The sequence below is a fragment of the Paenibacillus xinjiangensis genome, from assembly GCF_059686975.1.
Window position 1 is genome coordinate 118,765 of record NZ_JCAALS010000005.1, and the last position, 25,367, is coordinate 144,131.

Here is a 25,367-nt window from a genome sequence, read left to right on the forward strand (position 1 = left end):
TGTGTCTTTTTTTATATCCAATCACAAAAGCTATTTATACGATCCCGCGCTTAACTGCCTGATGCTGAATAAGAGCTTGGATTAATGAATCAATAGTCGCTTCTTCTGGCTCTATCGTTACACGCAGGCCAGCCTTGGCAGCAGTTTGAGCTGTTACGGGTCCAATACATGCAATCTCAGCTTCGGCTAACAGCTCTGGAGCATCATCAATTCCATTGTGTCTGAGGAGCTCCAACAGATTCGTGACAGTGGATGAGCTCGTGAAGGTCACCACATCAATTGCACCCTCTTTGATCCACTCGAGTGCCTGCTCATCCTGCGTATCTGCAAGCACCGTCTCATACACATCAAGAACAGTAGGCAGCAGTCCCAGTGCTTCCAGCTCACGTGGCAGCAGGGAACGTGCCAAGTCGCCTCGCGGCAGCAGTACACGCTCAGATGGCTTCAGCTCTCCCTGCAAACTCTCCAGCAGGCCTTCCGCTTGATAAGTCGTCGGCAGCTGCACCACGGTTAGACCGCGACGCTCCAGCGCCTCTGCAGTCTTCGGACCAACAGCAGCGATCTTCGCTCCATGGAAGCGGCGGATATCGATCTTGAAGCTCTGCAGCCACTCGAAGAAATAATCGACCCCGTTGACACTCGTGAACAGAATCCAGTTATAATGCTCAGCTTGCTCAAGCCCAGCCCTAATGCTGGCGACAGCAGCTTCTCCACTTGGCCTGCGCGTCTCAATGACTGGGTATTCACAAGGCTCACCGCCAAGCTCCTCTATCCGATCAGCCAGTTCACTTGCCTGCGCTCTCGCTCTCGTGACGAGCACGCGAACGCCGAACAACGGCTTCTTCTCATACCATTGCAGCTTCTCCCGCTGCAATACGACATCCCCGACGATGATAACAGCCGGAGGCTTGAAGCTCGCCTCTGTCACGATACGCTCGATCGATTCAAGCGTCCCAACAATCGTCTCCTGCTCCACTCGTGTACCCCAGCGTACTAATGCGACAGGAGTGTCTGCTGATTTGCCATGCCGAATAAGCTGCTCAGCAATGTAGCCGATTTTGGCTACTCCCATCAGAAATATAAGTGTTCCCGTCGCATTGGTTACTTTATCCCAATGTATCGAACGGTCGAGCTTATCTGGACTTTCGTGTCCTGTAATAATGGACAGTGATGAGGCCAGCTCTCTATGTGTAACAGGAATGCCTGCATAAGCCGGAACGGCTATCGCAGATGTAATACCCGGCACAATCTCGAACTCTATCCCATTTTCCTGCAGCAGCTCAGCTTCCTCGCCGACACGCCCAAATATTGTCGGGTCTCCGCCCTTCAGCCGCGTTACGGATTTGCCCTCCAATGCCAGATCCACAAGCAGCTGATTAATTTCTTCCTGCTTCATCGTATGGCGATCAGGAAGCTTACCTACATATATTTTCTCAGCGCCTGGCTTCAAATGCCTGAGCAGCCTGGGACTAGCTAATCGGTCATAGACAATAACATCACTCTTCTGCAAGCATTCCAGCCCGCGAACAGTTATCAGCTTCGGATCGCCTGGACCCGCGCCGACTAAATAAACCACACCTTTATCTGCCATCAGCTATCCCCCGATTTCTGCCAATATCCTGTCCGCGCCTCTTGCCACAAGAGCAGCCGCAACATCCCTGCCAAGTTGCTCCGGATCGGTGCCGCGATGGATTTCCTTCAGCATGACGGCTCCATCCGGTGAACCAACCATCCCCGTCAATTCAAGCTCCGCCTGCTCTAGGCTGCCCTGCTTCGTTTGTATAATGACTGCATGCGCGCCAATAGGAATATGACAGCCTCCGTTCAAAGCTCCTAAGAAGCTTCTCTCCGCTCGAACAGCGAGTGAAGTATCATCATCGTTAAACAAAGAGAGCAGCTCTCTAATAGCCGAATCATTAATCCGGCATTCAATACCAAGCGCCCCTTGCCCAACTGCTGGTACAGATACGTCTATTGGAATGTAAGTGGATATCCGATCCTGCCATCCCATTCGAGACAATCCTGCTGCGGCCAGTACAACTGCGTCGAAGCCTTCGGTCTCCAGCTTGCGAATACGTGAATCAATATTACCTCTAATGGAATCTAGAGTTAGATCCGGCCTCGCATTCTTCAGCTGACATGAGCGACGCAGACTGCTCGTCCCAATTCTCGCTCCTTCAGGCAGATCAGCAAGCGATGAGCCCTGCTTCATAATCAGGCAATCCCTAGGATCCTCCCGTTTCGGAACTGCTCCATTCATTAACCCTTCGGGTAATTCGTATGGCATATCCTTCATGCTGTGGACTGCCATATCAATTTCACCATCCAGAAGAGCCTGTTCAATTTCCTTCACGAACAGCCCTTTTCCGCCAACCTTAGATAAGGTAACATCCAGAATCTGATCGCCCTTCGTCACGATTTTACGAATCTCGAACTGGTAGCCCAAGCCATGCTTCTCGCTTATTCGCTTCAACTCATCAATGACTTGTCCGGTTTGTGTCAGAGCAAGCCCGCTTTGTCTAGTTCCTACAATGATCGTCCGTTGAACATTATTTGAATCACCCATTATGTAATCCTCCAGTCATCAACATGCGAAGACGCTTGATCCATACCTCTACATCATAATCTGCTTCTTGAACCTTCGGTGCTTCAGCAGCTGCGAGCCGCAGCAGAGCTTCCTTCTCCTGCAAGCTCATGTCAGATGCTTTCAAAAAATCCCTCAATGCTCTTAGACGCAGCGTGCTCTCGGCGTATTCCACACCGAATTGCTGCTCAAGCTCCTTCTTTAGACGAGCCGAGAGTGCTGGGCTTGCCCCAGAGGCACTAACCGCTACAATCAAATCCCCGCGTCTAACAACCGATGGGTTCACGAAATGTCCGCCTTCCGCAGCATGAACAGCGTTAACCCACGCTCCAGCAGTCCTGCCGCTCTCAGCTATCCGATCATTCATTTCCGAATCATCGGTTGCAGCGAACAGCAGTCGAGCTTCAAGCACATCAGCTTCTCTGTATTCTCGCATAAGCACGGAGATTGCACCTTCTGCTGCCAGCTCCTTCAATCTTTCCGTTACACTTGGACTGATGAGAACGATACGATCCGCACCGGCCTCCAGCAGCCCCATCACTTTCCGCTGGGCTATACGGCCCCCGCCAATAACGACGCATTTCTCTCCGCGAAGCTGAAGCATAACTGGATAATAACCATTCATACGCTCCCTCTTTTCTTAGTGAAAGGTAGAGAAATAGTTGGATAATAAGTTGAGAATGAGAACAATGAAAGCTGAGATTTGGAACCTTGCAAGCTGCGTTCCCGGCCTATTCAGCAGTGACCTCTGAATGACGTACAGCACATACATAACAAGTGCAGCGAAGGAGGTCAATACCTTCCAATCGAGCAGAAGCGATGGCTTCCCTTCCACAAGCAGAAGTGTTACCGCTACAGATAACGACATCGCAAGCAGAGGAACCCCGAGAATGATAGCTCGATCTGAATACCGTTCAATAGTGTCCAGACTCGGGAATCTTCTGACATATTTCGACCAACGCTTGCCTTTCAACTGACCATGCAGGAACAAATACATGCCTGAGAAAATCATCCCTATCGTAAGCGCGGCATACGCACATAAGACTAAGCTTATATGAATGAATAACATCTCTCGAGTCGTAGTCGATATCTCGATCATTCCTCTGTCGCCAGGGCTGCTGTACAGGTTAAGCGCTAAGACACTGAATCCGACTAGGTTAACGAGAAAAACGATGAACTCAATCTTGAAAAACCGGCTGATCACAAGCGATATCGTCACTAACAGCCATGAGAAGCCTAGCCAATACTCAAAAGTAGAAACAGCTGTTAAATCAAGATGAGAAATTATTCTGGTCAAGAGGAACAGAGTCTGTAGTATCCATACAAAAATAAGCAGCCCTGTTCCTATCCGCTTCGCTCTCCGGTTCGCATCCATGAAATCGGAGAAGTAAAACAGAAGGCTCAGGGCGTAAATATAAAGTATTGCGTCGTATAGCCAATTTTGCAATCCCATAAGCGCCTCCACATTGCCGCCCTTGTGCAAATTTCCAGGGGCGCGCTTCTACCGAGTGACGGACGCAAGCGATGCTGTGCGTGTTGGCACGTTTTTGATTGTGGCAGCAGCTACAGATTCCACCGCATCCTGCTCGGCTTTCTTCGAATCCGCCAACTGATCTTCTAGTGCAAACAGCTTGACGAACATATCCATCGCTTCATCCGAATGCTTCTCCCCAGCCATTTCTTTGATCCGTAAAATGGGGTCTTGCATCATCTGGTTCACGATACTTTTCGTTAGCTTACGAATGACTTTGAGCTCATGCTCACCCAGATCTGGCAGCTTGTTCGTCAAGCTATTGAGCGTCTCTTCATGTATATCAGCCGCTTTGGTCTGCAGGGCGCGAATGAGAGGCACTACACCTAACGTTTTGTACCACTGCTCGAACAAATCGACCTCTTCTTTAATCATCACTTCGATCTTTGCAGCTTCTTTCCGACGTTGTTCAAGATTACTCTCCACGATTCCCTCCAGATCATCGATATCGTATAGAAATACGTTATCCACCGCAGCAATGGAAGGCTCCAAGTCACGAGGAACAGCAATATCGATCATGAACAGCGGCTTTGATTTGCGACGCTGCATAGCAGCTGCTACAGTCTGACGAGTCAATACGAATTCATTAGCACCCGTAGAGCTAATCACAATATCAGCCTCATGTAATCTGGCCATAGCATCCTCCATCGAGCATGCTATGCCATTGAACTTATCAGCCAGCTGAACAGCGCGCTCGTAAGTCCTGTTCACGACAATGACCTTGTTCGCTCCATTGGCATACAAATGCTTAGTGGTCAGCTCACCCGTTTCACCTGCTCCAATAATCATTACGGTCTTCTTGTTGAATTGACCAAAGATCCGTTTGCCTAATTCAACAGCGGCGTAGCTGACTGAGACGGCTGCTTCACCGATCGTCGTCTCCGAATGTGCGCGCTTAGCCATCGTGATCGCTTGCTTGAACAGCATATTGAACAGAGTGCCCGTCGTCTTCTGCTGCTGAGCTAGCGCAAATGCATCCTTCACCTGACCCAGAATCTGAGTCTCTCCAATGACCATTGAATCAAGACCGCTCGTTACGTGAAATAAATGGTCAATGGCCTTCTCATCTTCATACATATATAAATGATTCGTGAAAAATTGTCTTGGCAGCTTGAACCACTGTTCCATGAAGCTGCGAATATAGTGGCCGCAAAGATGGTGCCTGTCCACTACCGCATACAGCTCTGTACGGTTGCAGGTCGCCACAATAACACATTCCATAATGCTGCTTGTACCCATCAGCTGTTTCAGTGCCTCCGGCAGCTCTTTCTCCGCAAGGGCGAAACGTTCTCTAACTTCTACTGGAGCTGTTCGATAATTCAAACCGACTGTGATAATGTGCATGCGCGATCACCTGCCTTTCTTTATAAATTACGTTACCTCACGTCAACGATAAGTATAGCATAGTTAGACTTTCACATTGACTTCATTTATGAATAATATTTGAAAAACACATAACCATTATTCCCTATTTATACAAAGAAATAACCATGGACCGAAGTCTATGGTTATTTCTATATCATTCATGTGAGAGCTGTTAGACCAGCTCGATTTGTTTCATTTCGGGTTCAACAACCTGCAATTCGCCCATTCCGCGTACAAGCTTCTTAGCATGAGTCTTAGTCGGCTTGAGTACGGCGATCATATGGTCGATCGCAAGCTGGGGATCCACGGTTTCACCGCAAGTATAACAGTCAAGCGCGGCAAACCCTCTCTCAGGATACGTATGAATCGAGAGGTGACTTTCCGATAGCATTACAAGCACCGTTGCTCCTTGAGGCTCAAATTGTTTGGCTTGCACAGATAGTACAGTAGCTCCACAGGCTTCTGCAGCCTCCACCATTTGGGCTTGCAAAAATTCAGCGTTGTTCAGTAGATCAAAGTCTACTCCCCAAGTATCAACAGCAACGTGTCTTCCGAAAGTTGAGTACTCCATCTTTCGGTTCCCCCTTCCTAGGAATAAAATGTTTAAAAAATTTCATCCGCTAGGACCTACGTCATTCACTTCCCGAGGGAATAATCTCTCGCAACATAACCATGTCCTGAGTGAATCCTGGTTCCTATTTTTGTGATATACAATGTTTTTTCAACGAGATTAAAAATAACATCTATTCACTAGAAATGCAACCCTTTTTTTCAAACCAGCCAAATTCCGTTGGTCGAAGGCGACCCCGTATACAACGTATGACAGTCATGCTTGTCCTGTACCTCCTATATCTAATGCATTGCAGCGATATTTTGACACTGTCACTTGTGTCTATTGTAATAAAAGAAGGAGCCGCCGCTGCGACTCCTTCTTCTTCCCATTGTGTTCAGTTAGGCTTCCAGCACAAACAGCTTTCTCGTCAGCTGTGATAGACGTTCGTCTATATCAGCGATTTGCATGCGGTCATCTGTCTGGTTTCGCAGGTCCAATAGCTCGTTGATAGCGTTATTGACCAGTTGAATCTCCCGCTCAATCAGCCTGCTCTGAAATACTCTCTCCAGTTGTCCGACCGTATCCTTGTACTCGAATACAACTCGGGTTCCAGCTGACGTGCTCTCAACAATTCTGCGAACAGTGCCCTTCATATAGTGATAGGTCATCGTATAATGACTATAAATGCGATTAACAACTGCGTCTCCACGGAAGGCCGACACGGCTTTGCGCATGGCGTTGGTTAGCTTAGGGTGAACAAGGCGGCAGGAGAGCACACATACGTAACGGTCTTGTTGACGTTCGAAGGTCAGTCTGACCTCTTCCCTCCCTGCTACGTCTTCGAGAACCAGCTCCTGGTTGCCGTTATCGAGAACCATCACCTGTAGATGAACTTGCTGGTCATCGAAAAAACGGACAAATTGGGACATCTCATCATTCGTTAATTGCAGTTTGGCATTTACATACTCCGTGGCTAGCCGCTGAGCCATAAAAATCTCCTCAATTCTTTGAACTTGCAAGCTTCTAAATTCTATACTTAATCTAACCATCATTCGTAAATTTGAATCACCAGATTGGCGATTCGTTTACGCTTAAGTATATTATACGTGATCAGAGTATTTTATTCCTGCCGCCTGGCCCCGATATTCTCGCATTTTCCTGAAAAAAACGGAAAATTAAGCGAGGAATCCAACCTTTTTCACTGAATCCTCACCATTATGCTAGAAGTTGCTAAGCTTTCTACCTTATGTGCTAATCGCTTCTGTAATAACCTCCCACAACTCGTCTCGCCCAATCCCTTTCTCGGAAGAGTATAAGACGAATTTATCGCGTGGGTCAGCTTCTAACGTTTGCTTGATAAGCTTAACATGCTTGTCCCATTTGCCCTTAGGGATCTTGTCCGCTTTGGTGGCAACAATGCAGGTTGGTATATTGTAATGCTTGAGCCATTGGTACATCAATTGGTCGTCTTTCGATGGTTCATGTCTTACATCAACGAGCAGCAGCTGCAGCATAAGCGGCTCGCGGTCCTTAATATAGGTCTCAATCATTTTGCCGAATTGCTCACGCTGCGTTTTGGATACCTTGGCATAGCCATAACCAGGAAAATCTACAAAATAGACCATATCATTAATCCGATAATAGTTAAGCTGCTGCGTCTTGCCCGGGCTTCCGCTCGTTCTTGCCAGGTTCTTACGCATAATCATATTATTAATTAAGGATGATTTCCCAACATTGGAACGCCCTGCCAGAGCAATCTCTGGCAAGGCGTCATCTGGATATTGATGAGGCTGTACGGCACTTATAATAAATTCTGCTTGTTTAATTTTCATAGTATAGGTGATCCTGCTTTCTCTTCGGTGTTGACCGGTCGTAACGCATGTTTGAGCACTTCGTCCATATGGCCTACAGGGATGAACGTCAGCTCGCTGCGAACGCTGTCAGGTATATCTCGAAGGTCGCGTTCATTGTCTTTGGGCATCAGCACCGTCTTAATACCAGCCCGGTGTGCTGCAAGTGATTTCTCCTTCAGTCCGCCGATTGGAAGCACTCGACCGCGAAGCGTAATCTCGCCGGTCATCGCCACTTCCTTCGAGACATAACGATTGGTCAGCGCAGATATTAGCGCCGTTGCAATTGTAATGCCTGCCGATGGGCCATCCTTCGGTATAGCGCCCTCAGGAATGTGAATATGAATATCGTTCTTCTCATGGAAGCTTGGGTCAATATTAAGCTCTATAGCCTTGGAACGCGTATAGCTGAATGCAGCTTGCGCCGATTCCTTCATGACATCTCCTAGCTTACCCGTCAAGGTAAGCTTGCCGCTGCCTGGCATGATCGTTACCTCAATGACCAGCGTATCTCCGCCAACCTCAGTCCAGGCAAGACCGGTCACTGCTCCGATCTGATCCTCTGCCTCGGCCATACCGTGGCGGAACTTGGAAGGTCCGAGCCATTCCTTGAGCAGCTCAGAATCGACTATAAGCGGTTTAACAGCCTCAGCTGCTTGCTCACCCTCTTCACCGAATGCTGCGTCCAGCGTCTCCAGCATCGGATCGTCCTGAGTCTCAGAACTCTCTGGCTCGACTACAAGCTTATCGCCAGATGCGACTATGTGCTTCGCCGCTTTGCGGCATATGGAAGCAATCTGCTGCTCCAGATTACGTACACCAGATTCCCGCGTATATTCTCTAATAAGCTGCATGAGGACGGAGTCGCTAACAAGGAGCTGCTCCTCAGCAAGTCCATGCTCTTTCTTCTGCTTCGGCAGCAAGTATCTCTCAGCGATTTGCTGCTTCTCCAGCTCCGTATAACCAGGAATATAGAGCACCTCCATCCGGTCCAAGAGTGGACGCGGGATGTTGTGCATCGTATTGGCAGTCGTGACGAACATGACATTCGACAAATCGAATGGGACCTCAATAAAGTGATCACTGAACGTGTTGTTCTGCTCCGGATCAAGCACCTCGAGCAAGGCAGATGCTGGATCTCCACGGAAGTCCATCGCCATCTTATCGATCTCATCCAGCAAAAATACCGGATTGAATGATCCCGCCGTCTTCATTCCTTGAATAATTCTACCTGGCATCGCTCCTACATAGGTGCGCCTATGTCCACGAATCTCTGCTTCATCTCTCACTCCGCCAAGTGATACCCGGACGAACTTTCTGCCGAGAGATTTGGCAATAGAGCGCGCGAGTGAGGTTTTACCTACCCCTGGAGGACCTACTAAACATAGAATAGGGCCTTTCATTTTTTTGACGAGCTGCTGCACCGCCAAATATTCAAGCACCCTTTCCTTGGGCTTCTCAAGTCCATAATGATCATGGTTAAGAATATCCTCTGCCTTGCTGAGGCTAAGATCATCCTCGGTCTGCTTATTCCAAGGCAGAGACAGCAGCCAATCGATATAATTGCGGATGACGCCGCCCTCGGCTGACGTCGTTGGCATTTTTTCCAGACGGTCGATCTCTTTTTCGATCTTCTCCTTCACCTGTTCAGGGACACCTGCTTCGGCTAGAAGATTACGCAGCTCCTCGACCTCTCCTGCCCGTCCTTCCTTCTCGCCAAGCTCCTTCTGGATCGCTTTCATCTGCTCACGCAAATAATATTCCTTCTGCGTCTTTTCCATCTGTTTTTTGACACGCTGGTTAATCTTCTTCTCCAGCTCCAGAACCTCGCGCTCATTGTTAAGAATATCGAGCAGCTTCTCCAGACGCTCACGCACATCTACCGTCTCGAGAATGTCCTGTTTGTCTTTAATTTTGAGCGTCAAATGGCTCGTGATGACATCTGCCAGCCTGCCTGGCTCATCAATATCTGATACCGCTGCATGTGTCTCGGGTGTTACCTTCTTAGAGAGTGAAATATAGTGCTCGAACTGGCTCAGCACCGAGCGCATAAGAGCGTCTACCTCTGAATCATTCGTCTCCTGCTCTGGAAGCTCTCTAACGGAAACCTCATAGAACTCTTCGTTAGGCACATAATCTACGATCTCAGCACGGACGACACCTTCGACAAGCACACGAATTGTGCCATTCGGCAGCTTAAGCATCTGACGTACACGCGCGATGGTGCCGACGCGATAAATATCTTCCTCAGTCGGCTCTTCTATATTCACTTCAGACTGAGAACAGAGCAATATCATATGATCATCAATCATCGAACTCTCAAGCGCCCGAACCGATTTGTCTCTACCCACGTCAAGGTGGAGTACCATGCTTGGATATACAAGCAAGCCCCTTAGCGGCAGCAGGGGAAGCCTACGGTTTTTCGTTTTTCCGGGTCCCATACCAGCACCTCCAAATGTTCTGTCCCCCCTATCTTATCACTCCGCGGAATCAGCCTGCAAATAGGGAACTCCTGAGGGGATAAACAGATCAGCAGGGACATGTGTTTCCACTTCTTCAAGAGCGGCTGCGCGAGCAGGAAATACGTAGTTGAATACTTCATCTACACGATCAACCGGAATGACCTTCAATCCTTCCAGTCCTGCAAAAATAGCCTGCCAATTCTCACGCGGAATAATAACCGTATCTACACCCGCTTGGAAGGCAGCCTCTACCTTCGCCAGAACTCCGCCTACAGGCTTGACATTGCCGTGAATGCCAACTTCACCGGTCATCGCTAATTTATTGCTGATCGGCTCTTCCTTAATAGCAGATGCGATAGCAGTAGCCATCGCTACCCCAGCGGACGGTCCATCAATCGGCGTACCTCCAGGGAAATTAATATGCAGGTCATAATCTTGCGGATTCAAGCCGTATCTGCGAAGCATCGTAATGACATTCTCAATCGAACCCTTCGCCATACTTTTGCGGCGCAGCGTACGAGAGCCTCCGCCACCCATCTCTTCCTCATCCACAACACCCGTAATTGTGAATTGTCCGAGACCGCTAGCTGTAGGAATCGCACTAACTTCAATCTCAAGCAGGGTCCCCATATTCGGTCCGTATACGGCCAATCCGTTCACGAAGCCGACCTGCGGCGCATCCGGCACCTTACGGTCAGGGCGAGGTGGAATCTGGCTGCTGTTAACGACCCATTCAATGTCTGCTCCTGTAATAGTATCACGTTTCTCAGATAGAGCAACGCCCGCAGCAAGCTGAATGACATTTACAGCCTCGCGGCCGTTCGTCGCATATTTTTTGACGACCTCTACAGCCTCTGTACAAGCGCCGAATCCGATTTTTTTAATCGCATTCTCGGCAATCATGGAGATTTCACCAGGCAATAGCGGCCGGAAGAAGATTTCCATACACCGCGAGCGTATAGCAGGAGGCAGATCCTGAGGAGACCTTGTCGTTGCTCCGACTAATCGGAAGTCAGCAGGAAGCCCATTCTGGAAAATATCATGTATATACATCGGAATATTCGCATCTTCTGAATTGTAATAAGCGCTCTCCAGAAACACTTTGCGATCCTCCAGCACTTTTAACAGCTTATTCATTTGCACAGGATGCAATTCACCGATTTCATCGATAAACAGAATGCCGCCATGTGCTTTCGTAACAGCGCCAGGCTTCGGCTGCGGAATACCCGCTACCCCCATCGCACCAGCACCTTGATAAATAGGATCATGAACAGAGCCAATCAGCGGATCAGCAATCCCCCGCTCATCGAATCTTGCCGTTGTTGCGTCGATTTCTGTGAACTTCGCTTCCGGGAGGAAGGGAGAGGACAGATTTTTCTTAGCTTCCTCTAATACGACACGGGCTGCCGCGGTTTTACCGACACCTGGCGGTCCGTAGATAATGACATGCTGGGGGTTGGCACTGCACAGAGCAGCCTTAAGCGCGCGTAGGCCATCAACCTGCCCAACGATATCTTGCATCGCCTGAGGTCTTGTTTTCTCAGCTAGAGGCTTCGTGAGGGAAACGGATCGAAGCTTGCGCAGCTTATCCATTTCTTTGCGAGATTCACGATCCACAGCAGAACGATTCGTTTTTTGATTACGCAGCAAATTCCAGAAGTACAACCCGATGACCACAGCAAAAAAAACTTGAATCAACATCAAAATCACACTCAAACTCATCAGTTATCCACTCCTCTCAAAAGACAAAGCATCCGGTAAAAGAATTCATAATGGGTAGTATTGCCTCTTGGGGCAGGGAATAACCGCATCTCCATTTATTTTCCTAGCCTTTCTCTCTCAAGATTAAGAAAGCGGAATTGTATTAAACGGCTTCATAGCAAATTCAATCAAGGAAACTACGGTTATAAGAGGCAGGCTGTAGGCTTTCATTATAAAAAGATAGCCTATCCATATTAAAGCAGCTGCATATAAGGTGTACTCACGATACTGACGCCGGCTGAGCATGCGTTTTCCACCAGCCCACAATGCCCCAGCTATAACGACTACCAAAGCTATTAACTGTAAATCCATCATTTATCCTCCCGAAGATCCTTAACATTAATTGGACGGTTATTCAAACCCATGCTGGTGATATGAATCTTAACCGTAGGATTAAGCTTCAGCTTAACGAATTGGCTATCCCAATCCTCCTTCCACTGCCTCCAATCCTTTCGATAGGTGCGATGAAGCAAATCTCCGAAGCCTACTGTGTCCGCCTTAAGCTTCTTAGTTGCTTTCCAGCCCGTCTCCATGAAATGGATAACAACGCTCCCCATTTCCTTCTCCAATTGCTCCACAACATCCGGATTGTACAGATCTACCCCTGCACAATCTGTTTCCACTAATGTGGCGTTAGACTCAACCATTGCATTAATAGTTATATCATTATCGTTCCGAGAAGGCTTAAGCTTCGTCGAGGACTTCGTAATAAGAAAAGTAAGATGATGCTTGGCATCGTTCGGACAAGCTGCTACCAAGGTGGTCTGCTGCACAGCATCTCGCAGGAAGGCTACACCAAGCGCCTCTTTTCTGGACAGCCATCCGACCATTTTATCCCCTTTGATGACGGCCAGTCTTCCAAGCTTAATCTTAGATGGCAATGTGGTTTTTTGAAAAGCCTCCAAGGAGTTTGTTTCTCCCTCCCCAGACAGCAATACTTCAGGCAGCAAGGCGCTGCCTGAATCGCTTGATAGATCCATCGCTAACCTGTAGAGCTTGACTTCAGGCAGGATAGACGTATATTGCGATTCCAGGATATTGAGATTCTTAATGCCGTCACCTGATATTTTTTGAATTTGCATCATTTGCTCTAAAATTTTGCGGGAGCTCCCCTGTGTGACTAATACGTCTACGGTTTCACGAGCATCTGGATTGCGGAAATAGACATCAAGTACGGAATTAAGACCGTACCTGGCCGCCGCCTCACTAATGACAATAATCCGATTATGTGCGTAATAGAGCTTTCTTGGGCTTTCTGAGAAGCTTCGGCCATTCGCTTCACGGATCGTGCGACCTCTAGTCGAATAGACGATAACCGGAGCGCTCGGACCGCTGCTTGAAGACCCTAGTCCCGAAGAAATAGATGACGGGATGACGACTTGATAAGAAACCACCCATTCGTCTCCATCCCTGTCTACTGCAGTAGCAGAAGTAATAGCCAATTCATTCAACTCAATGCGGCTCCAGCAGGCAGACAGCATTGTGGAGCTCAGCAGAAGCATGACAGCACAGCTTATCCATTTCCTATTCATATAGAGCCCTTCTTTTCATCGGATTTATGATCTGTCATCAGCAGACCGATCCAAATGAGGAGTGGAAGCAAGATATTCATCAACAGATAATAGGGAGTTGACGCTCTGGCACTGAAGTCATACATATCCATATTACGCTTCCAAGAATATATGGAGGTGAAGCCAGCCAGACCCGTGAATGCCGTGTACAACAGAGGTTGATTACGAACGCGGAAGGTATAGCTTAGGCATTGAAAAAAACAGAAAAGAAAAATAGATAATTTGACATACATACTAGCCATCCATACCGAAGTAAAAAAAATATCAACCCGTTCAATAAAGTGGCCAATCTCTACAATGCCTATCAAGGAGAAAGTCGGATAATCCAGCCCCTTCACAATATGAGGCCCGAATACAGCAATAACGGAGATCACCAATATCGTCATAATAATGCCTGACAGCAGTATCCCCCACAGAACAGCACCAGCTCCATCTGATGGTTTTTTCAGAAATGGCATTAGCATAAAAATAACAGTGCCCTCTGAAAGCCAACTAAGCGTTGTCATTGTAGGAGATATATAATCAACAACTTCAGTCTCGAACAAAGGGAGAAAGTGACTCCCCTTCATATGTTCAATGACGAATATGATATTCACAAATAAAAAGAGTAGGCTCGTTATCCCGACAACAAAGTTGATTCTTGAAATGACTTCAATGCCTTGACTCACGATGTATGTCGTAACTAGCATAATAAGAATAACCAAGGCGAATAAAGGTGTTGCTTGCATAAATTGACTCACTACAAAGTCTGCATAGGCACGCATAATAAGAATGGCAGTGAGGAAGTAGTATACGCTGAGCAATAATCCAATTACTGTCGTAATGATGACTCCGAATCGGCTCTCCAGCCACTCCAGCAGTGGCCTTCCCTCACTCTTCGTGCATATCCAACCATATAAGCTGGCTAGTGCCAGCCCGATAAGCGTAGCGACCAACATAGCAAACACACCATCCTGGTTTGCACTGCTAACTATGACAGTAGGAACTGTGAGTACTGCCGTCGGTACAATGGCAATGAAAACAAGCAGAGTAGACTCCAAATAGGAAAGCTGAACCTTCATTTGCCATCATCCCCCTCTTGTTTCTGTGTGCTGCGCTGCTGAGTAACAGCTTGCCTGATACCATCAGCTTGCCGGTTCGAACCTCCTGGCCGTCTCTTCATTGCCCACCAAGGAACACGGATGAATACATCCTTCAAGTTTCTTGGTATTAATGGAGAGATTGGCGTCAAATAAGGAACCCCGAAGGAACGTAGAGCCGATAGATGCGTAAGCAATACCATTAATCCCGCCATAATACCAAACACCCCGAATGTACCTGCTAAGATCATCATAATAAATCGAATCAGTCGTGCCGCCGTTCCCATATTGACTGATGGAATGACGAAGCTTGCGATGGCAGTGAACGACACTACGATGACCATTGCAGCCGATATTAGACCCGCCTGAACAGCGGCTTGTCCTAGAACTAACGCTCCGACTATTGAAATAGCATTCCCGACGATACGAGGCATACGAATGCCAGCCTCACGCAATATCTCGAAAGTAATCTCCATCAGCAAGGCCTCAACGATAGCAGGAAAAGGAATCCCTTCCCTCTGCGACGCCAGACTGATTAACAAAGGAGTAGGCAGCATCTCCTGATGAAAAGTCGTGATCGCGATATAGATGGAAGGCATTAGCAAAGATATGAAAAAAGAAACGAAACGGAGTAAGCGCAGGAAGGTTGCGATATCAAAACGCTGATAGTAGTCTTCACTGGATTGAAAGAACCTAACGAAGGTAACAGGGGCCAACAGTACGAATGGTGTTCCATCGACCATGATGGCAATCTGCCCTTCCAACAAGCTTGCTGCTACTGCGTCCGGTCTTTCCGTATTTTGCAGCAGTGGAAACGGTGTAAACGTCTTATCCTCAATAAATTCCTCAATATAGCCGCTTTCCAGTATGCTGTCCGTATCGATTGCGTCCAGTCGTCGATTAACTTCTTGTACGATACTGTCTTCCGCGATTCCTGCCATATAGACAACAACAACGGTCGTTCTTGTCTCTCTCCCTATTAATTTATAGTCCATGCGTAGACTGGTCGATTTAATCTTCTGGCGGATTAGTGTTGTATTCGTTCTTACACTCTCAGTAAACCCTTCCTTCGGTCCACGGACGACCGTCTGCGTAGAGGGCTCCTCAACTGCACGCTTCTCCCCACCTGGTGTGAACACGATAATCGCTCGCATACAGCCTTCTATTAGAATGACTGTGAAGCCCTCGAGCATGGCAAGCATCACATCTTCGATCGAACTTGCCTGATCAATACCCCCTGATGCAAGTGAGCGATTCATTAAATAATCAAAAACATGCTCGCCATCGTTATATGTCACATTAGTCACCGCTGCATCTTGCGTAATACTCATCACTAACAGGTTGATCGCGCTCGTGTCTACAAGTCCGCCTATATGCAGCAGCGCTATTGGGGTACCCGTAGCTGTCTGCATTCTACGAACGATCGTATCGGCACCACCCCCAAACCCATCCTCAATCAGTTGAATATTCGTCTCCAACAGTGAAGAAAGCTCATCCTTCATTCCATTTCACCTTCTTGCTCCATACTTGGCGGATTTTAATCACGATTAACAAAAGCATAGGGAGCGCGATCTGAAATATCGGAAAATGAAATTTTAAATTGTGCTGAAAGCCTACCCACACTTGCTCCATGTAGCTTGAGAACACTAATGATCCGGCAAACAGAATTGTACCAATGGGCCAGACTGCAGCGATTTGTTTTTGCTTGAATAAATAAGACAGTCCAAGTACCGCTCCCCAATAATAGGTCGTCAGCTTAAAGAAAACGCCTGTAAACAGCAATATCGCAACAAAAGGATCAATTCTCTCGAAAAACCTAGCGATATTGATATGAATAGTAAGCTGCATAAAAGGCATTGTCATTACCGTCGAAAGCTTGCCCATACCGGCAATGATCAATAAATTCGTAATTGTGATAAACATTCCGGAGAACAGATAACATTTGACAGTCAGACTCACCGTCCCCTTCTTGAAATCTGTGTACTTCCAGAACATAAGGAATAATACCATCTCACCAAAAGGAAAAGAGATCAGCTCTGGAATCGCCGCATCCCACACCGGACGAAAGCCGTTATCCAGCATCGGAAAAATATGCTCTGAATTGAGAAGCCCAGATATGACAATTAAAATAAATAAAAAACAGTAGACGGTAATGACAAGAGGCAGCAAGACTTCCCCCATTCTAAACAACACATCGATCCCTTTGCTTACGACATATCCAGCAATTCCGCAAATAATTAGAATAATTACGGCAAGAGGTGTTCCTGGAAGCAAATATAGAATCGTTAAATCTCCGAACTCTCTGATGTTGCGGATGGATTTGTAGCAAAAATATAAAATATAAGCGATACATAGAATAAATCCGATTGGTTTACCCATTTGTCCCATAAACAGCTCGAACAAGTGGGCCCCAGGTGCACTTCGATAGATGGGCAGCGTTATACCTACCAACACAACGAGACCGGCAACGACACCTAAAGATACAGCGATCCATGCATCTCTACCCGCCTCTCCCGCCAGCAGGAATAAAGAGGAGCTACCGATCAGAAACAAAATAATGGTAGAAGCTAGCTGATTCTGGCTGATTCCCTCCTCCATATCTCTCCCTCCTATCAAGTAGTAGTGTCTCATAACCTCCCCTACTAATTGGATATTTATTCATTAACCCCCGTACATGACTCTGCTGAAATAACAAAAGAGGCATCTGCTAACGTCACATGACGTGTGGCAGATGCCTCTTCTCTATTCGTTCATTCCTATGCATGGGTATGGTGTTTTCTACCCGGTATTTCACCTGTTTCCTCGAATACCCGAACGATCTCATCAATTTCCTTCTTCAGCTCGTTCAGCAGCTCAGCCTCTGGAACTTTGCGAATCATCTCTCCATAGCGGAACAGCATACCTTCGCCTCGAGCTCCAGCTATACCAATGTCAGCTTCCCGTGCTTCGCCTGGTCCATTTACGGCACAGCCAAGGACAGATACCTTGATAGGCACTTTAATTTTGGAGATGTACTCTTCCACTTCATTCGCAATCGAGAATAGATCAATATCCAAACGTCCACAAGTCGGACAGGATACAAGCGTAGCTGCATTCGTGATAAGCCCGAATGTCTTGAGCAGCTCGCGGGCAACCTTCACTTCCTCGACTGGATCAGCACTCAGACTTATACGTACCGTGTTGCCGATGCCTAATGCAAGAAGCGCGCCAATACCGGCAGAGCTCTTAATGGTGCCTGTATGAAGCGTACCTGCTTCCGTAATGCCCAAGTGGAGTGGATATTTGATTTTCTCCGCAGCCATGGAATAAGCGGCAATGGCCATCGGAACATCCGATGCTTTAAGAGAGACGATAATATCGTGGAAATCAAGCTCTTCCAGAATACCGATATGAAACAATGCACTTTCCACCATCGCTTCTGGTGTCGGATATCCATATTTCTCGAGCAAATGATTCTCAAGAGAGCCGGCATTTACCCCGATTCGAATTGGAATCCCTTTCTCCTTACAGGCTTTAACAACGGCTTCTACACGTTCCCGACGTCCGATATTGCCCGGATTAATCCGAACCTTATCCACACCGTTCTCAATAGCCGCAAGCGCCAGCCGATAATCAAAATGAATGTCCGCAACCAGCGGAATATGAATCCGTTTCTTAATTTCCTTAATAGCATTCGCTGCATCCATGTTATTAACGGTGACGCGAACGGCTTGACAGCCTGCTTCTTCCAAACGCAATATTTCAGCAACAGTAGCTTCAACATCAGCAGTCTTGGTTGTACACATACTCTGTATGATAACTTCATTGCTTCCGCCAATCGTCAGATTGCCTACTTTGACCGGTATCGTATCTTTACGATTATACATAAAGTGATCTCTCCCATGAACGTCAAAGTCCACCCGGGAACTGGCGGGATTAGCCGCACGGCCGGGTGGAAACATTGACGGTAATGATCGCTTAATTAGGCGCTTTCTTCCTTCTTCTTGCTCTTCTTGCTGCTTAGCTCCGGCATCACTTTGTCTTGTACAGATTTCTCTGTAATGACACAAGTATTCACATCTTCACGAGATGGCACTTCGTACATCACTTCAAGAAGAATACCCTCGATAATCGCACGCAAGCCACGCGCACCAGTGTTCCGTTTGATTGCTTCCTTAGCAATAGCTTCAAGAGCAGCCGGTTCGAATTCAAGCTTGACGTTATCAAGCTCAAGCATTTTTTGATATTGCTTCACTAGAGCATTCTTCGGTTCGGACAAAATGCGGATTAGCGCTTCCTCATCCAAAGGCTCCAGTGTAGAAATGATCGGCAGACGGCCTACGAATTCCGGAATCAATCCGAATTTCAATAGATCCTCAGGCAACACCATCGAGAGGTATTCACCTGGTTTCAGATCCTTCTGGACTTCGCCAGCAGAGCTGAAGCCGATTACTTTCTTACCGATACGGCGTTTGATAAGCGACTCCAGTCCGTCGAATGCGCCACCGCAAATGAACAGAATATTTGTCGTATCAATCTGGATAAATTCTTGATGCGGATGCTTCCGTCCACCTTGTGGCGGAACAGATGCAACTGTACCCTCGAGAATTTTCAGAAGTGCCTGCTGAACGCCTTCACCCGATACATCACGCGTAATCGAAGGGTTCTCCGATTTACGAGCAACCTTATCGATCTCATCAATATAAATAATGCCGCGTTCCGCTTTCTCAACGTCATAATCGGCAGCTTGAATCAGCTTGAGCAAAATGTTCTCTACATCTTCGCCGACATAGCCAGCTTCTGTGAGAGAAGTTGCATCCGCGATCGCGAATGGAACGTTCAAGATTTTGGCCATTGTTTGCGCAAGCAATGTTTTACCTGAGCCTGTAGGGCCTACGAGCAAAATATTACTTTTTTGCAATTCAACATCTTCAATTTTGCTGCCTGAATTAACACGCTTGTAGTGATTGTATACAGCAACGGAAAGCGATTTTTTGGCAAATTCCTGACCAATGATATAGGAATCCAGAATAGCACGAATATCCTTCGGCTTCGGAATGTCCTTCATATCAAGCTCTTCCTCATGACCAAGCTCTTCCTCAACGATTTCCGTGCAAAGCTCGATACACTCATCACATATATAGACGCCAGGACCCGCTACTAATTTACGAACCTGTTCTTGCGACTTGCCGCAGAACGAGCACTTCAGCTGGCCTTTTTCGTCATTGAATTTAAATGCCAATGTAATCACCCCTTCAAGATTAAATCATTACGATACCGGAGCAGTTATCACCTTGTCAATCAGACCGTAGTTCAGGGCTTCCTCCGCACTCATAAAGTAGTCGCGGTCGGTATCCCGGTCGATTTTGTCATAAGGCTGACCGGTACGATCTACATAGATCTGGTTAAGCTTTTGTTTTGTTTTGAGAATCCAGTCGGCATGGATTTTGATATCCGTCGCCTGGCCTCTCACACCGCCGAGCGGCTGATGAATCATAACTTCCGCATTCGGAAGCGCAAAGCGTTTGCCTTTAGCTCCTGCAGTCAATAGCAATGACCCCATGCTTGCTGCCATGCCCATGCAGATGGTCGACACTTCAGGCTTAATATATTGCATCGTATCAAAAATCCCCATGCCCGCCGTAACGGAGCCGCCTGGTGAATTAATATACAGATGAATGTCCTTCTCTGGATCGTCGGCCGCCAGAAAAAGCAGCTGCGCAATGATGGAGTTTGCTACATCATCATCAATAGCACTCCCGAGAAAGATGATTCGATCCTTCAATAAACGTGAGTAAATATCGTAAGACCGTTCCCCGCGATTCGTTTGTTCAACTACAATCGGTACCAGATTCATGCGACCAACCTCTTTTCGTTTATGACTTTTGCGAGAATGAATGCCTTAAGCTGCATCGCTTATTCTCTATCGCGAAACGCTATAGAGCTATGAGCTATGTATAAGGATAGCCATTACATAGCTTGACACATTCGTTTCTGCTGAACCCTATTGTAACACGTCAATTCTTCGATGTCATTTTTCCAATATTACAGTATACGATGGGAAACGCCGGTTATGTACGGAGACTAATCTCCAATTCGTTCAGAAATGCTATGTAGGGTGAAAATAAAGGCACGTACTTAAGCGACGTGCCTTATTCTCGGTTGAAGCTCTTATTCAATTAAGGCAGAAGACTAAGCTGCTTAAGCAACTGTCTTGCTGTTTTCAAGCAGGAATTTAATTGTTTTGCGCAGCTCAACATCTTCTTTCAAGCTGTCAATGTTGCCGTTTTGAGTGAAAATCTCACGAAGCTCTTCCGCAGGGCGGTTGTAGGATTTCGATAGATTCTCAAGCTCTTCTGTAATGTCCTCATCTGTAGCCGCGATGCCTTCTGCTTGTGCAATGGCGCTCAGTACAAGGTTGTTGCGAACGCGAGTTTGTGCGTCAGTACGCATTTGCTCACGAAGAACGCTCTCGCTCTGGCCGGAGAATTGGTAGTACAGGTCCATGTTCATGCCTTGCATTTTGAGACGGTTCTCGAAATCACGAATCATGAAGTCAACTTCAGTAACGATCATTGGCTCAGGAACTTCTACTTCAGCAGCTTCAGAAGCTTTTGATACTACTGCTGCTTCAAGTGCTTGATCCGCTTCCTTCTGTTTCGTTTCTTTCAGTTTAACCACAAGATCCTGCTTGTACTCTTCAAGAGTATCGAATTCACTAACGTCTTTAGCGAACTCATCATCAAGAGTTGGCAGCGTTTTGCGTTTGATTTCATGCAGCTTCACTTTGAACACTACAGCTTTGCCTGCAAGGTTCTCAGCGTGGTACGTCTCAGGGAATGTAAGCTCGATATCTTTGAAATCACCGATTTGCATACCTTCAACTTGCTCTTCGAAGCCTGGGATGAAAGAACCTGAACCAAGCTCAAGAGAGTAGTTCTCGCTTCTGCCGCCTTCGAATGCTTCTCCGTCCAAATAACCGTCGAAATCGATTACTGTAATGTCACCTTGTTGTGCAGCACCTTCGTCTACGACAGAAAGCTCTGCATGGCGTTGTTGAAGACGCTCAAGCTCAGCGTTTACTTCTTCGTCGCCAACTGTTACTTCAGTTGAAGGCACTTCAAGGCCTTTGTATTCGCCAAGCTGAACTTCAGGCTTAACGATAACTTTTGCTTTGAATTTGAAAGTTTCGCCTTTTGCGAACTGTTCAACGTCGATTTCCGGACGATCAACAGGCTCCAGGTTATTTTCTTTCACAGCTTCAGAGTAAGCGTCTGGAAGCAGGATGTCGATCGCATCTTGATAGAGGCTCTCTACACCGAAACGGGATTCAAAAATGCCCCGTGGAACTTTACCTTTACGGAATCCAGGAACGTTTACTTTTGCTGATACTTTCTTAAAAGCTTGATCTAGTGCTGCTGAGACTTTCTCAGCTTCAACTTCAACATCAATGGATACGATGTTCTTGTCTATTTTTTCCCAAGTTGCTTTCATTTTATGCTTTCCCCTCCAAAATACGCATATGACCGTAATTTTTCACTTTCCATAAACCATTCTATTATAAACAACATGAGCGCTCATTTCAAGACTGAGGATCATCCTCGCTTGATTGTTGAAGCATAGCGACCTGTCTAAGGGTCCTGCAAGCTTGCTCATAACGGAATCGAAGAGCTTCCGTAATACCGTATGTATCCCGAATATCATCGTCGTTAGCCGAGCCGTAAACGGTTAGCAGCAACGTTAAATGCAGGGCAGCTGCATAACAATCCACTGTGTCGTCATCATCTCTCAGCATCCAAATATAAGCGGATGATCCATACAGAAATTGGAGGCTTTCCTTCCATAGCTCTCTGGCGAAATGTGGCAGCGTCGGGTCATCAGACTCTGCCACATTCTCCACTCTTTCCAAGATTCGGCTAACGGGCTGAGGAAAATCATCCATGGCAAGCGGTGTGGCTTCAATTTCCAGCTTGACCAGCTCACCCATTCTCTCCAGCTCAATAATGCCGGTCGCTTCACGCTTACGTAAGCATTGCAGCGCTTTGAACTGGACAACCGGATGAATATCTGAAGTCGACGTAAGCCAATCCACAATCATCGTATCCACTTCTGCCATGCGTATGTATGCGGCACGCTCAAGGGCCAGAATCTGCTGATCAATCATCGGATGATGCTGCATAATATACAGCACTTGCTTCACATAAGCCTCATCCTGCTCAGGCGGATTCAATAATTGCTCTCGGAACGTTTCTTCATTCTCTTCCTCTTCACGCTGCTTATAGCTAGTGCCCTCTTCACCACCCTCTTCCGGAAAAGCCATGTCAAGCCAGGAAAGAAGACTTCCCCACTCTTCATAATGCCGGTCATCCTCACCCTTACACTGAAGCAGAAACCGAAGAAGGCCTTTCGCTTCTCCGTACTGTTCCGATTCCAGCATACGGGTTAATTGAATTTGGTAATGGTCTAGCATCTTCGGAAACAGATAGACATTATTGTCTTTACTGTTCCCCTTTGTATCACTGGGAGTTGTAATGGTACCACCGCCTTGTCGGTCAAACCTCATCTTTCGTCTGCCCTTTGCTTGCGTAAGATTATAACATGGAAGCGGCAAAGATAAAAACAAACGTTTGGCTGGCATTCGAACGAAACGGTTGAAGGTTGATGAATTTTGTTCGCTTTCTCTCTTCATTCTTCCTAAATCAGATTATTCTAACCAAGTCTGCGCAAGGAATTCATTTACATATTCCCTAGAATATATATAATATTGCTAGCACTGAATATCATTATACAAGTTAGACGGATGTTCTCAGAAAAGATAGCTTGCATTCTTTCTCGGAAATATGCTATATTATGCAAGCGAATTTATTCAGGACAGCTTGTTGCAGAACGTTAGTACATAGACTTGCCTGATTAATTTCTGAGCTAACTTCAATTCATGTATTGCCAATCGACGCGAAGTTATGCTATACTCATTATTACGTGTCCCAGTAGCTCAGCAGGATAGAGCAACGCCCTTCTAAGGCGTCGGTCGGGGGTTCGAATCCCTCCTGGGACGCCATTTAGTTCCGATACGTAACGATTGATCAATAGACAAAAGCCTCGAAACCTAGTTATATCAAGGGTTTCGGGGCTTTTTTAGTTTCTATTTGCTATCTGAGAATACGGATGGATTCGATACTTTTTGATTTCTTTGACGTTTGGTGCTGACCTCCATTAGATTGGGAGAAGGCCCCCTTACGTTAAAAACCGATATCCGCTAGAATGCGAATATCGGTGTATGTAGGTATTAATGAGACAGACTATACTGCTTATCGACAACAAATTGATGCAGTCTGTCGATCTGCTCTTCATCCATCACACCACTGTTATCGTAAATAAGAATGGATGATTCCGGGATATCCCAATTGATTTCGGGAACGAAGTTGACACGTTTCTCGAAGTGACCCCAATTATTTAGCTTCCACTGATCTCGCTCTGTCTGGCGATCCACAATTCTATTTTTTTGCAGCTCCATATTGTCTAGTGTGACCACAATGACCTTGACCTCGACATCCTGCTTGGCAAGACCTGCACCAGCAATGACTTCATCAATCCATACGCGGTTCTTGAGCTCAGCAGTGAACGGAGAAATCATGAACACGTTCTGACCTGCTGCCAAATTCTCGATACAAATATCTTTGGTTGTCTCATACTCCAAATCACGCAAATTCTGCTTATAGAAATCCGAATCACGATCATTCTTGTCCAGACCATTCTTCTCCAGCATCGCTTCCACGAATCTACCGCCTACCGTATCGCGATCCAGAAAAGCCGCCGGAATCCTCTCAGCGAGCTTTCTCGCCACAGTCGTCTTGCCCGTTCCCGCTACACCTACAAAAAACAATAACTTTTGCAAAACCAGTTGCCTCCACTATCAATCTATTTTGTCGATCTATTGTACCATTCCTTTTGTGATATGGATATATTGCGATGTGACATTATTCCCTATAATACGACAGTATCCTTCGTGACAGATCGAGGAGCAGCGCCTGCGGCTGCAATCATCTGCGACCGCCGATACGCTGCTCCTCTTTTAATGACTCATCGTGCTAAGTTCTGCCTGAGCGTCTATTGCCGCCTCTATTGCCGGTTGGATTGTTCTGCGCTACATGCTGCTTCTCATTCTTCTCGATTACCTGATCCGCGAATTCAGGATTAATATCATACTTCAAGCTTTTGTCTTTGGGGGATTGACTCATCGCGCTGCTACACCTCCTTTCTATATCTCCTCTTGCTGGCTATACAGCAGCTTGGCAAGCTCTTCTCGCACTTGCCCAGAGGCGAGCACTTGCTCCTTGAATGCCTCACGGGAGCCCCAATTGCTCTTCATATTCATATTGGCGAACCATTCGCTTGTTATAGTCTCATAAGCACGGTGCATCGTATTATCGAACCAATCCACCTCGAAATCTGCTTCCGTACGTACAAGCTCCAGCATGTCATATTCGTTGCCCGCAGAGACTGCAAAATAAACAAGCACATCGGGAGCCCCCGGGCTGTCCGTCTTCACCTCGACCTCACCGCAGCGAATCCCATCCCTGTCGACTGCACGCTGCACGAATGCTTCCAACACTTGCATAGCCCCTGCTCCTT

The 25,367-nt window shown here is 46.9% G+C and carries 23 protein-coding genes and 1 tRNA gene; 1 reads left to right on the top strand and 23 read right to left on the bottom strand.

The window, feature by feature from the left end; all coding sequences use genetic code 11:
• Positions 1 to 34: 34 nt before the first annotated feature.
• The 20 genes from cobA to AC6ESP_RS07160 all read right to left on the bottom strand — a co-directional run bounded on the left by cobA (position 35) and on the right by AC6ESP_RS07160 (position 23,298).
• The gene (gene cobA / locus AC6ESP_RS07065) at positions 35 to 1,591 is read right to left on the bottom strand and encodes a uroporphyrinogen-III C-methyltransferase (RefSeq protein ID WP_497095991.1); all 1,557 of its coding nucleotides are present in this window, start codon (positions 1,589 to 1,591) and stop codon (positions 35 to 37) included.
• Between the two features lie 3 nt (positions 1,592 to 1,594).
• A complete protein-coding gene (gene hemC / locus AC6ESP_RS07070; RefSeq protein WP_497095992.1) occupies positions 1,595 to 2,566 on the bottom strand; it encodes a hydroxymethylbilane synthase in 972 nt (323 codons plus the stop codon).
• On the bottom strand, positions 2,559 to 3,209 hold the full coding sequence (locus tag AC6ESP_RS07075) for a precorrin-2 dehydrogenase/sirohydrochlorin ferrochelatase family protein (protein WP_497095993.1): 651 nt from the start codon (positions 3,207 to 3,209) through the stop codon (positions 2,559 to 2,561). The genes hemC and AC6ESP_RS07075 overlap by 8 nt, the downstream gene beginning before the upstream one ends.
• A 15-nt stretch (positions 3,210 to 3,224) precedes the next feature.
• Positions 3,225 to 4,037, bottom strand: coding sequence for a cytochrome c biogenesis protein CcsA (gene ccsA / locus AC6ESP_RS07080; protein WP_497095994.1), 813 nt, complete (start codon positions 4,035 to 4,037; stop codon positions 3,225 to 3,227).
• Positions 4,038 to 4,085: 48 nt separating this feature from the next.
• The gene (gene hemA / locus AC6ESP_RS07085) at positions 4,086 to 5,459 is read right to left on the bottom strand and encodes a glutamyl-tRNA reductase (protein ID WP_497095995.1); all 1,374 of its coding nucleotides are present in this window, start codon (positions 5,457 to 5,459) and stop codon (positions 4,086 to 4,088) included.
• 193 nt (positions 5,460 to 5,652) lie between these two features.
• Positions 5,653 to 6,051: an adenosylmethionine decarboxylase gene (gene speD / locus AC6ESP_RS07090; RefSeq protein WP_497095996.1), complete on the bottom strand. Its 399-nt coding sequence runs from the start codon at positions 6,049 to 6,051 to the stop codon at positions 5,653 to 5,655.
• A gap of 380 nt (positions 6,052 to 6,431) precedes the next feature.
• Positions 6,432 to 7,022 carry a non-ribosomal peptide synthetase module gene (locus AC6ESP_RS07095; protein WP_497095997.1) on the bottom strand — a complete coding sequence of 197 codons (591 nt, stop codon included), beginning with the start codon at positions 7,020 to 7,022 and terminating at the stop codon, positions 6,432 to 6,434.
• A gap of 255 nt (positions 7,023 to 7,277) precedes the next feature.
• Positions 7,278 to 7,865 carry a ribosome biogenesis GTP-binding protein YihA/YsxC gene (yihA, locus tag AC6ESP_RS07100; protein ID WP_497095998.1) on the bottom strand — a complete coding sequence of 196 codons (588 nt, stop codon included), beginning with the start codon at positions 7,863 to 7,865 and terminating at the stop codon, positions 7,278 to 7,280.
• Positions 7,862 to 10,324, bottom strand: a complete 2,463-nt coding sequence (gene lon / locus AC6ESP_RS07105; protein WP_497095999.1) for an endopeptidase La — start codon at positions 10,322 to 10,324, stop codon at positions 7,862 to 7,864. The genes yihA and lon overlap by 4 nt, the downstream gene beginning before the upstream one ends.
• 36 nt (positions 10,325 to 10,360) lie before the next feature.
• The gene (gene lonB / locus AC6ESP_RS07110; RefSeq protein WP_497096000.1) at positions 10,361 to 12,067 is read right to left on the bottom strand and encodes an ATP-dependent protease LonB; all 1,707 of its coding nucleotides are present in this window, start codon (positions 12,065 to 12,067) and stop codon (positions 10,361 to 10,363) included.
• A gap of 123 nt (positions 12,068 to 12,190) precedes the next feature.
• On the bottom strand, positions 12,191 to 12,418 hold the full coding sequence (locus AC6ESP_RS07115) for a hypothetical protein (protein WP_497096001.1): 228 nt from the start codon (positions 12,416 to 12,418) through the stop codon (positions 12,191 to 12,193).
• The gene (locus AC6ESP_RS07120; RefSeq protein WP_497096002.1) at positions 12,418 to 13,638 is read right to left on the bottom strand and encodes a Ger(x)C family spore germination protein; all 1,221 of its coding nucleotides are present in this window, start codon (positions 13,636 to 13,638) and stop codon (positions 12,418 to 12,420) included. Before AC6ESP_RS07120 ends, AC6ESP_RS07115 begins: the two co-directional genes overlap by 1 nt.
• Positions 13,635 to 14,738: a GerAB/ArcD/ProY family transporter gene (locus tag AC6ESP_RS07125; protein WP_497096003.1), complete on the bottom strand. Its 1,104-nt coding sequence runs from the start codon at positions 14,736 to 14,738 to the stop codon at positions 13,635 to 13,637. Before AC6ESP_RS07125 ends, AC6ESP_RS07120 begins: the two co-directional genes overlap by 4 nt.
• Entirely contained in the window at positions 14,735 to 16,258 is a 1,524-nt protein-coding gene (locus AC6ESP_RS07130; protein ID WP_497096004.1) for a spore germination protein, read from the bottom strand. Before AC6ESP_RS07130 ends, AC6ESP_RS07125 begins: the two co-directional genes overlap by 4 nt.
• On the bottom strand, positions 16,248 to 17,354 hold the full coding sequence (locus tag AC6ESP_RS07135) for a GerAB/ArcD/ProY family transporter (protein WP_497096005.1): 1,107 nt from the start codon (positions 17,352 to 17,354) through the stop codon (positions 16,248 to 16,250). Before AC6ESP_RS07135 ends, AC6ESP_RS07130 begins: the two co-directional genes overlap by 11 nt.
• A gap of 158 nt (positions 17,355 to 17,512) precedes the next feature.
• Positions 17,513 to 18,622 carry a flavodoxin-dependent (E)-4-hydroxy-3-methylbut-2-enyl-diphosphate synthase gene (gene ispG, locus AC6ESP_RS07140; protein WP_497096006.1) on the bottom strand — a complete coding sequence of 370 codons (1,110 nt, stop codon included), beginning with the start codon at positions 18,620 to 18,622 and terminating at the stop codon, positions 17,513 to 17,515.
• 95 nt (positions 18,623 to 18,717) lie between these two features.
• Entirely contained in the window at positions 18,718 to 19,977 is a 1,260-nt protein-coding gene (gene clpX / locus AC6ESP_RS07145; RefSeq protein ID WP_497096007.1) for an ATP-dependent protease ATP-binding subunit ClpX, read from the bottom strand.
• A gap of 27 nt (positions 19,978 to 20,004) precedes the next feature.
• On the bottom strand, positions 20,005 to 20,592 hold the full coding sequence (gene clpP, locus AC6ESP_RS07150; protein ID WP_497096008.1) for an ATP-dependent Clp endopeptidase proteolytic subunit ClpP: 588 nt from the start codon (positions 20,590 to 20,592) through the stop codon (positions 20,005 to 20,007).
• A 344-nt stretch (positions 20,593 to 20,936) separates the two neighbouring features.
• Positions 20,937 to 22,229 (bottom strand): trigger factor, encoded by a 1,293-nt coding sequence (gene tig, locus AC6ESP_RS07155; protein WP_497096009.1) that lies wholly within the window; start codon positions 22,227 to 22,229, stop codon positions 20,937 to 20,939.
• Positions 22,230 to 22,317: 88 nt separating this feature from the next.
• Positions 22,318 to 23,298 carry a hypothetical protein gene (locus AC6ESP_RS07160; RefSeq protein ID WP_497096010.1) on the bottom strand — a complete coding sequence of 327 codons (981 nt, stop codon included), beginning with the start codon at positions 23,296 to 23,298 and terminating at the stop codon, positions 22,318 to 22,320.
• 418 nt (positions 23,299 to 23,716) lie between these two features.
• On the opposite strand from AC6ESP_RS07160, the gene AC6ESP_RS07165 reads away from it, so the two are divergent.
• Positions 23,717 to 23,793 (top strand) — tRNA-Arg (locus tag AC6ESP_RS07165).
• Between the two features lie 228 nt (positions 23,794 to 24,021).
• Here the strand turns inward: AC6ESP_RS07165 and AC6ESP_RS07170 are convergent.
• The 3 genes from AC6ESP_RS07170 to AC6ESP_RS07180 form a co-directional block, all read right to left on the bottom strand.
• Positions 24,022 to 24,630, bottom strand: coding sequence for a P-loop nucleotide/nucleoside kinase family protein (locus AC6ESP_RS07170; protein WP_497096011.1), 609 nt, complete (start codon positions 24,628 to 24,630; stop codon positions 24,022 to 24,024).
• A 193-nt stretch (positions 24,631 to 24,823) separates the two neighbouring features.
• Positions 24,824 to 24,973: a hypothetical protein gene (locus AC6ESP_RS07175; RefSeq protein ID WP_497096012.1), complete on the bottom strand. Its 150-nt coding sequence runs from the start codon at positions 24,971 to 24,973 to the stop codon at positions 24,824 to 24,826.
• Between the two features lie 20 nt (positions 24,974 to 24,993).
• Positions 24,994 to 25,353, bottom strand: a complete 360-nt coding sequence (locus AC6ESP_RS07180) for a hypothetical protein (protein WP_497096013.1) — start codon at positions 25,351 to 25,353, stop codon at positions 24,994 to 24,996.
• Positions 25,354 to 25,367: the final 14 nt, after the last annotated feature.

Coding starts and splice junctions, on each gene's coding strand:
- cobA (WP_497095991.1), bottom strand. CDS start 1,591: ATGGCAGATAAAGGTGTGGTTTATTTAGTCGGCGCGGGTCCAGGCGAT.
- hemC (WP_497095992.1), bottom strand. CDS start 2,566: ATGGGTGATTCAAATAATGTTCAACGGACGATCATTGTAGGAACTAGA.
- AC6ESP_RS07075 (WP_497095993.1), bottom strand. CDS start 3,209: ATGAATGGTTATTATCCAGTTATGCTTCAGCTTCGCGGAGAGAAATGC.
- ccsA (WP_497095994.1), bottom strand. CDS start 4,037: ATGGGATTGCAAAATTGGCTATACGACGCAATACTTTATATTTACGCC.
- hemA (WP_497095995.1), bottom strand. CDS start 5,459: ATGCACATTATCACAGTCGGTTTGAATTATCGAACAGCTCCAGTAGAA.
- speD (WP_497095996.1), bottom strand. CDS start 6,051: ATGGAGTACTCAACTTTCGGAAGACACGTTGCTGTTGATACTTGGGGA.
- AC6ESP_RS07095 (WP_497095997.1), bottom strand. CDS start 7,022: ATGGCTCAGCGGCTAGCCACGGAGTATGTAAATGCCAAACTGCAATTA.
- yihA (WP_497095998.1), bottom strand. CDS start 7,865: ATGAAAATTAAACAAGCAGAATTTATTATAAGTGCCGTACAGCCTCAT.
- lon (WP_497095999.1), bottom strand. CDS start 10,324: ATGGGACCCGGAAAAACGAAAAACCGTAGGCTTCCCCTGCTGCCGCTA.
- lonB (WP_497096000.1), bottom strand. CDS start 12,067: ATGAGTTTGAGTGTGATTTTGATGTTGATTCAAGTTTTTTTTGCTGTG.
- AC6ESP_RS07115 (WP_497096001.1), bottom strand. CDS start 12,418: ATGGATTTACAGTTAATAGCTTTGGTAGTCGTTATAGCTGGGGCATTG.
- AC6ESP_RS07120 (WP_497096002.1), bottom strand. CDS start 13,638: ATGAATAGGAAATGGATAAGCTGTGCTGTCATGCTTCTGCTGAGCTCC.
- AC6ESP_RS07125 (WP_497096003.1), bottom strand. CDS start 14,738: ATGAAGGTTCAGCTTTCCTATTTGGAGTCTACTCTGCTTGTTTTCATT.
- AC6ESP_RS07130 (WP_497096004.1), bottom strand. CDS start 16,258: ATGAAGGATGAGCTTTCTTCACTGTTGGAGACGAATATTCAACTGATT.
- AC6ESP_RS07135 (WP_497096005.1), bottom strand. CDS start 17,354: ATGGAGGAGGGAATCAGCCAGAATCAGCTAGCTTCTACCATTATTTTG.
- ispG (WP_497096006.1), bottom strand. CDS start 18,622: ATGTATAATCGTAAAGATACGATACCGGTCAAAGTAGGCAATCTGACG.
- clpP (WP_497096008.1), bottom strand. CDS start 20,592: ATGAATCTGGTACCGATTGTAGTTGAACAAACGAATCGCGGGGAACGG.
- tig (WP_497096009.1), bottom strand. CDS start 22,229: ATGAAAGCAACTTGGGAAAAAATAGACAAGAACATCGTATCCATTGAT.
- AC6ESP_RS07160 (WP_497096010.1), bottom strand. CDS start 23,298: ATGAGGTTTGACCGACAAGGCGGTGGTACCATTACAACTCCCAGTGAT.
- AC6ESP_RS07175 (WP_497096012.1), bottom strand. CDS start 24,973: ATGAGTCAATCCCCCAAAGACAAAAGCTTGAAGTATGATATTAATCCT.
- AC6ESP_RS07180 (WP_497096013.1), bottom strand. CDS start 25,353: ATGCAAGTGTTGGAAGCATTCGTGCAGCGTGCAGTCGACAGGGATGGG.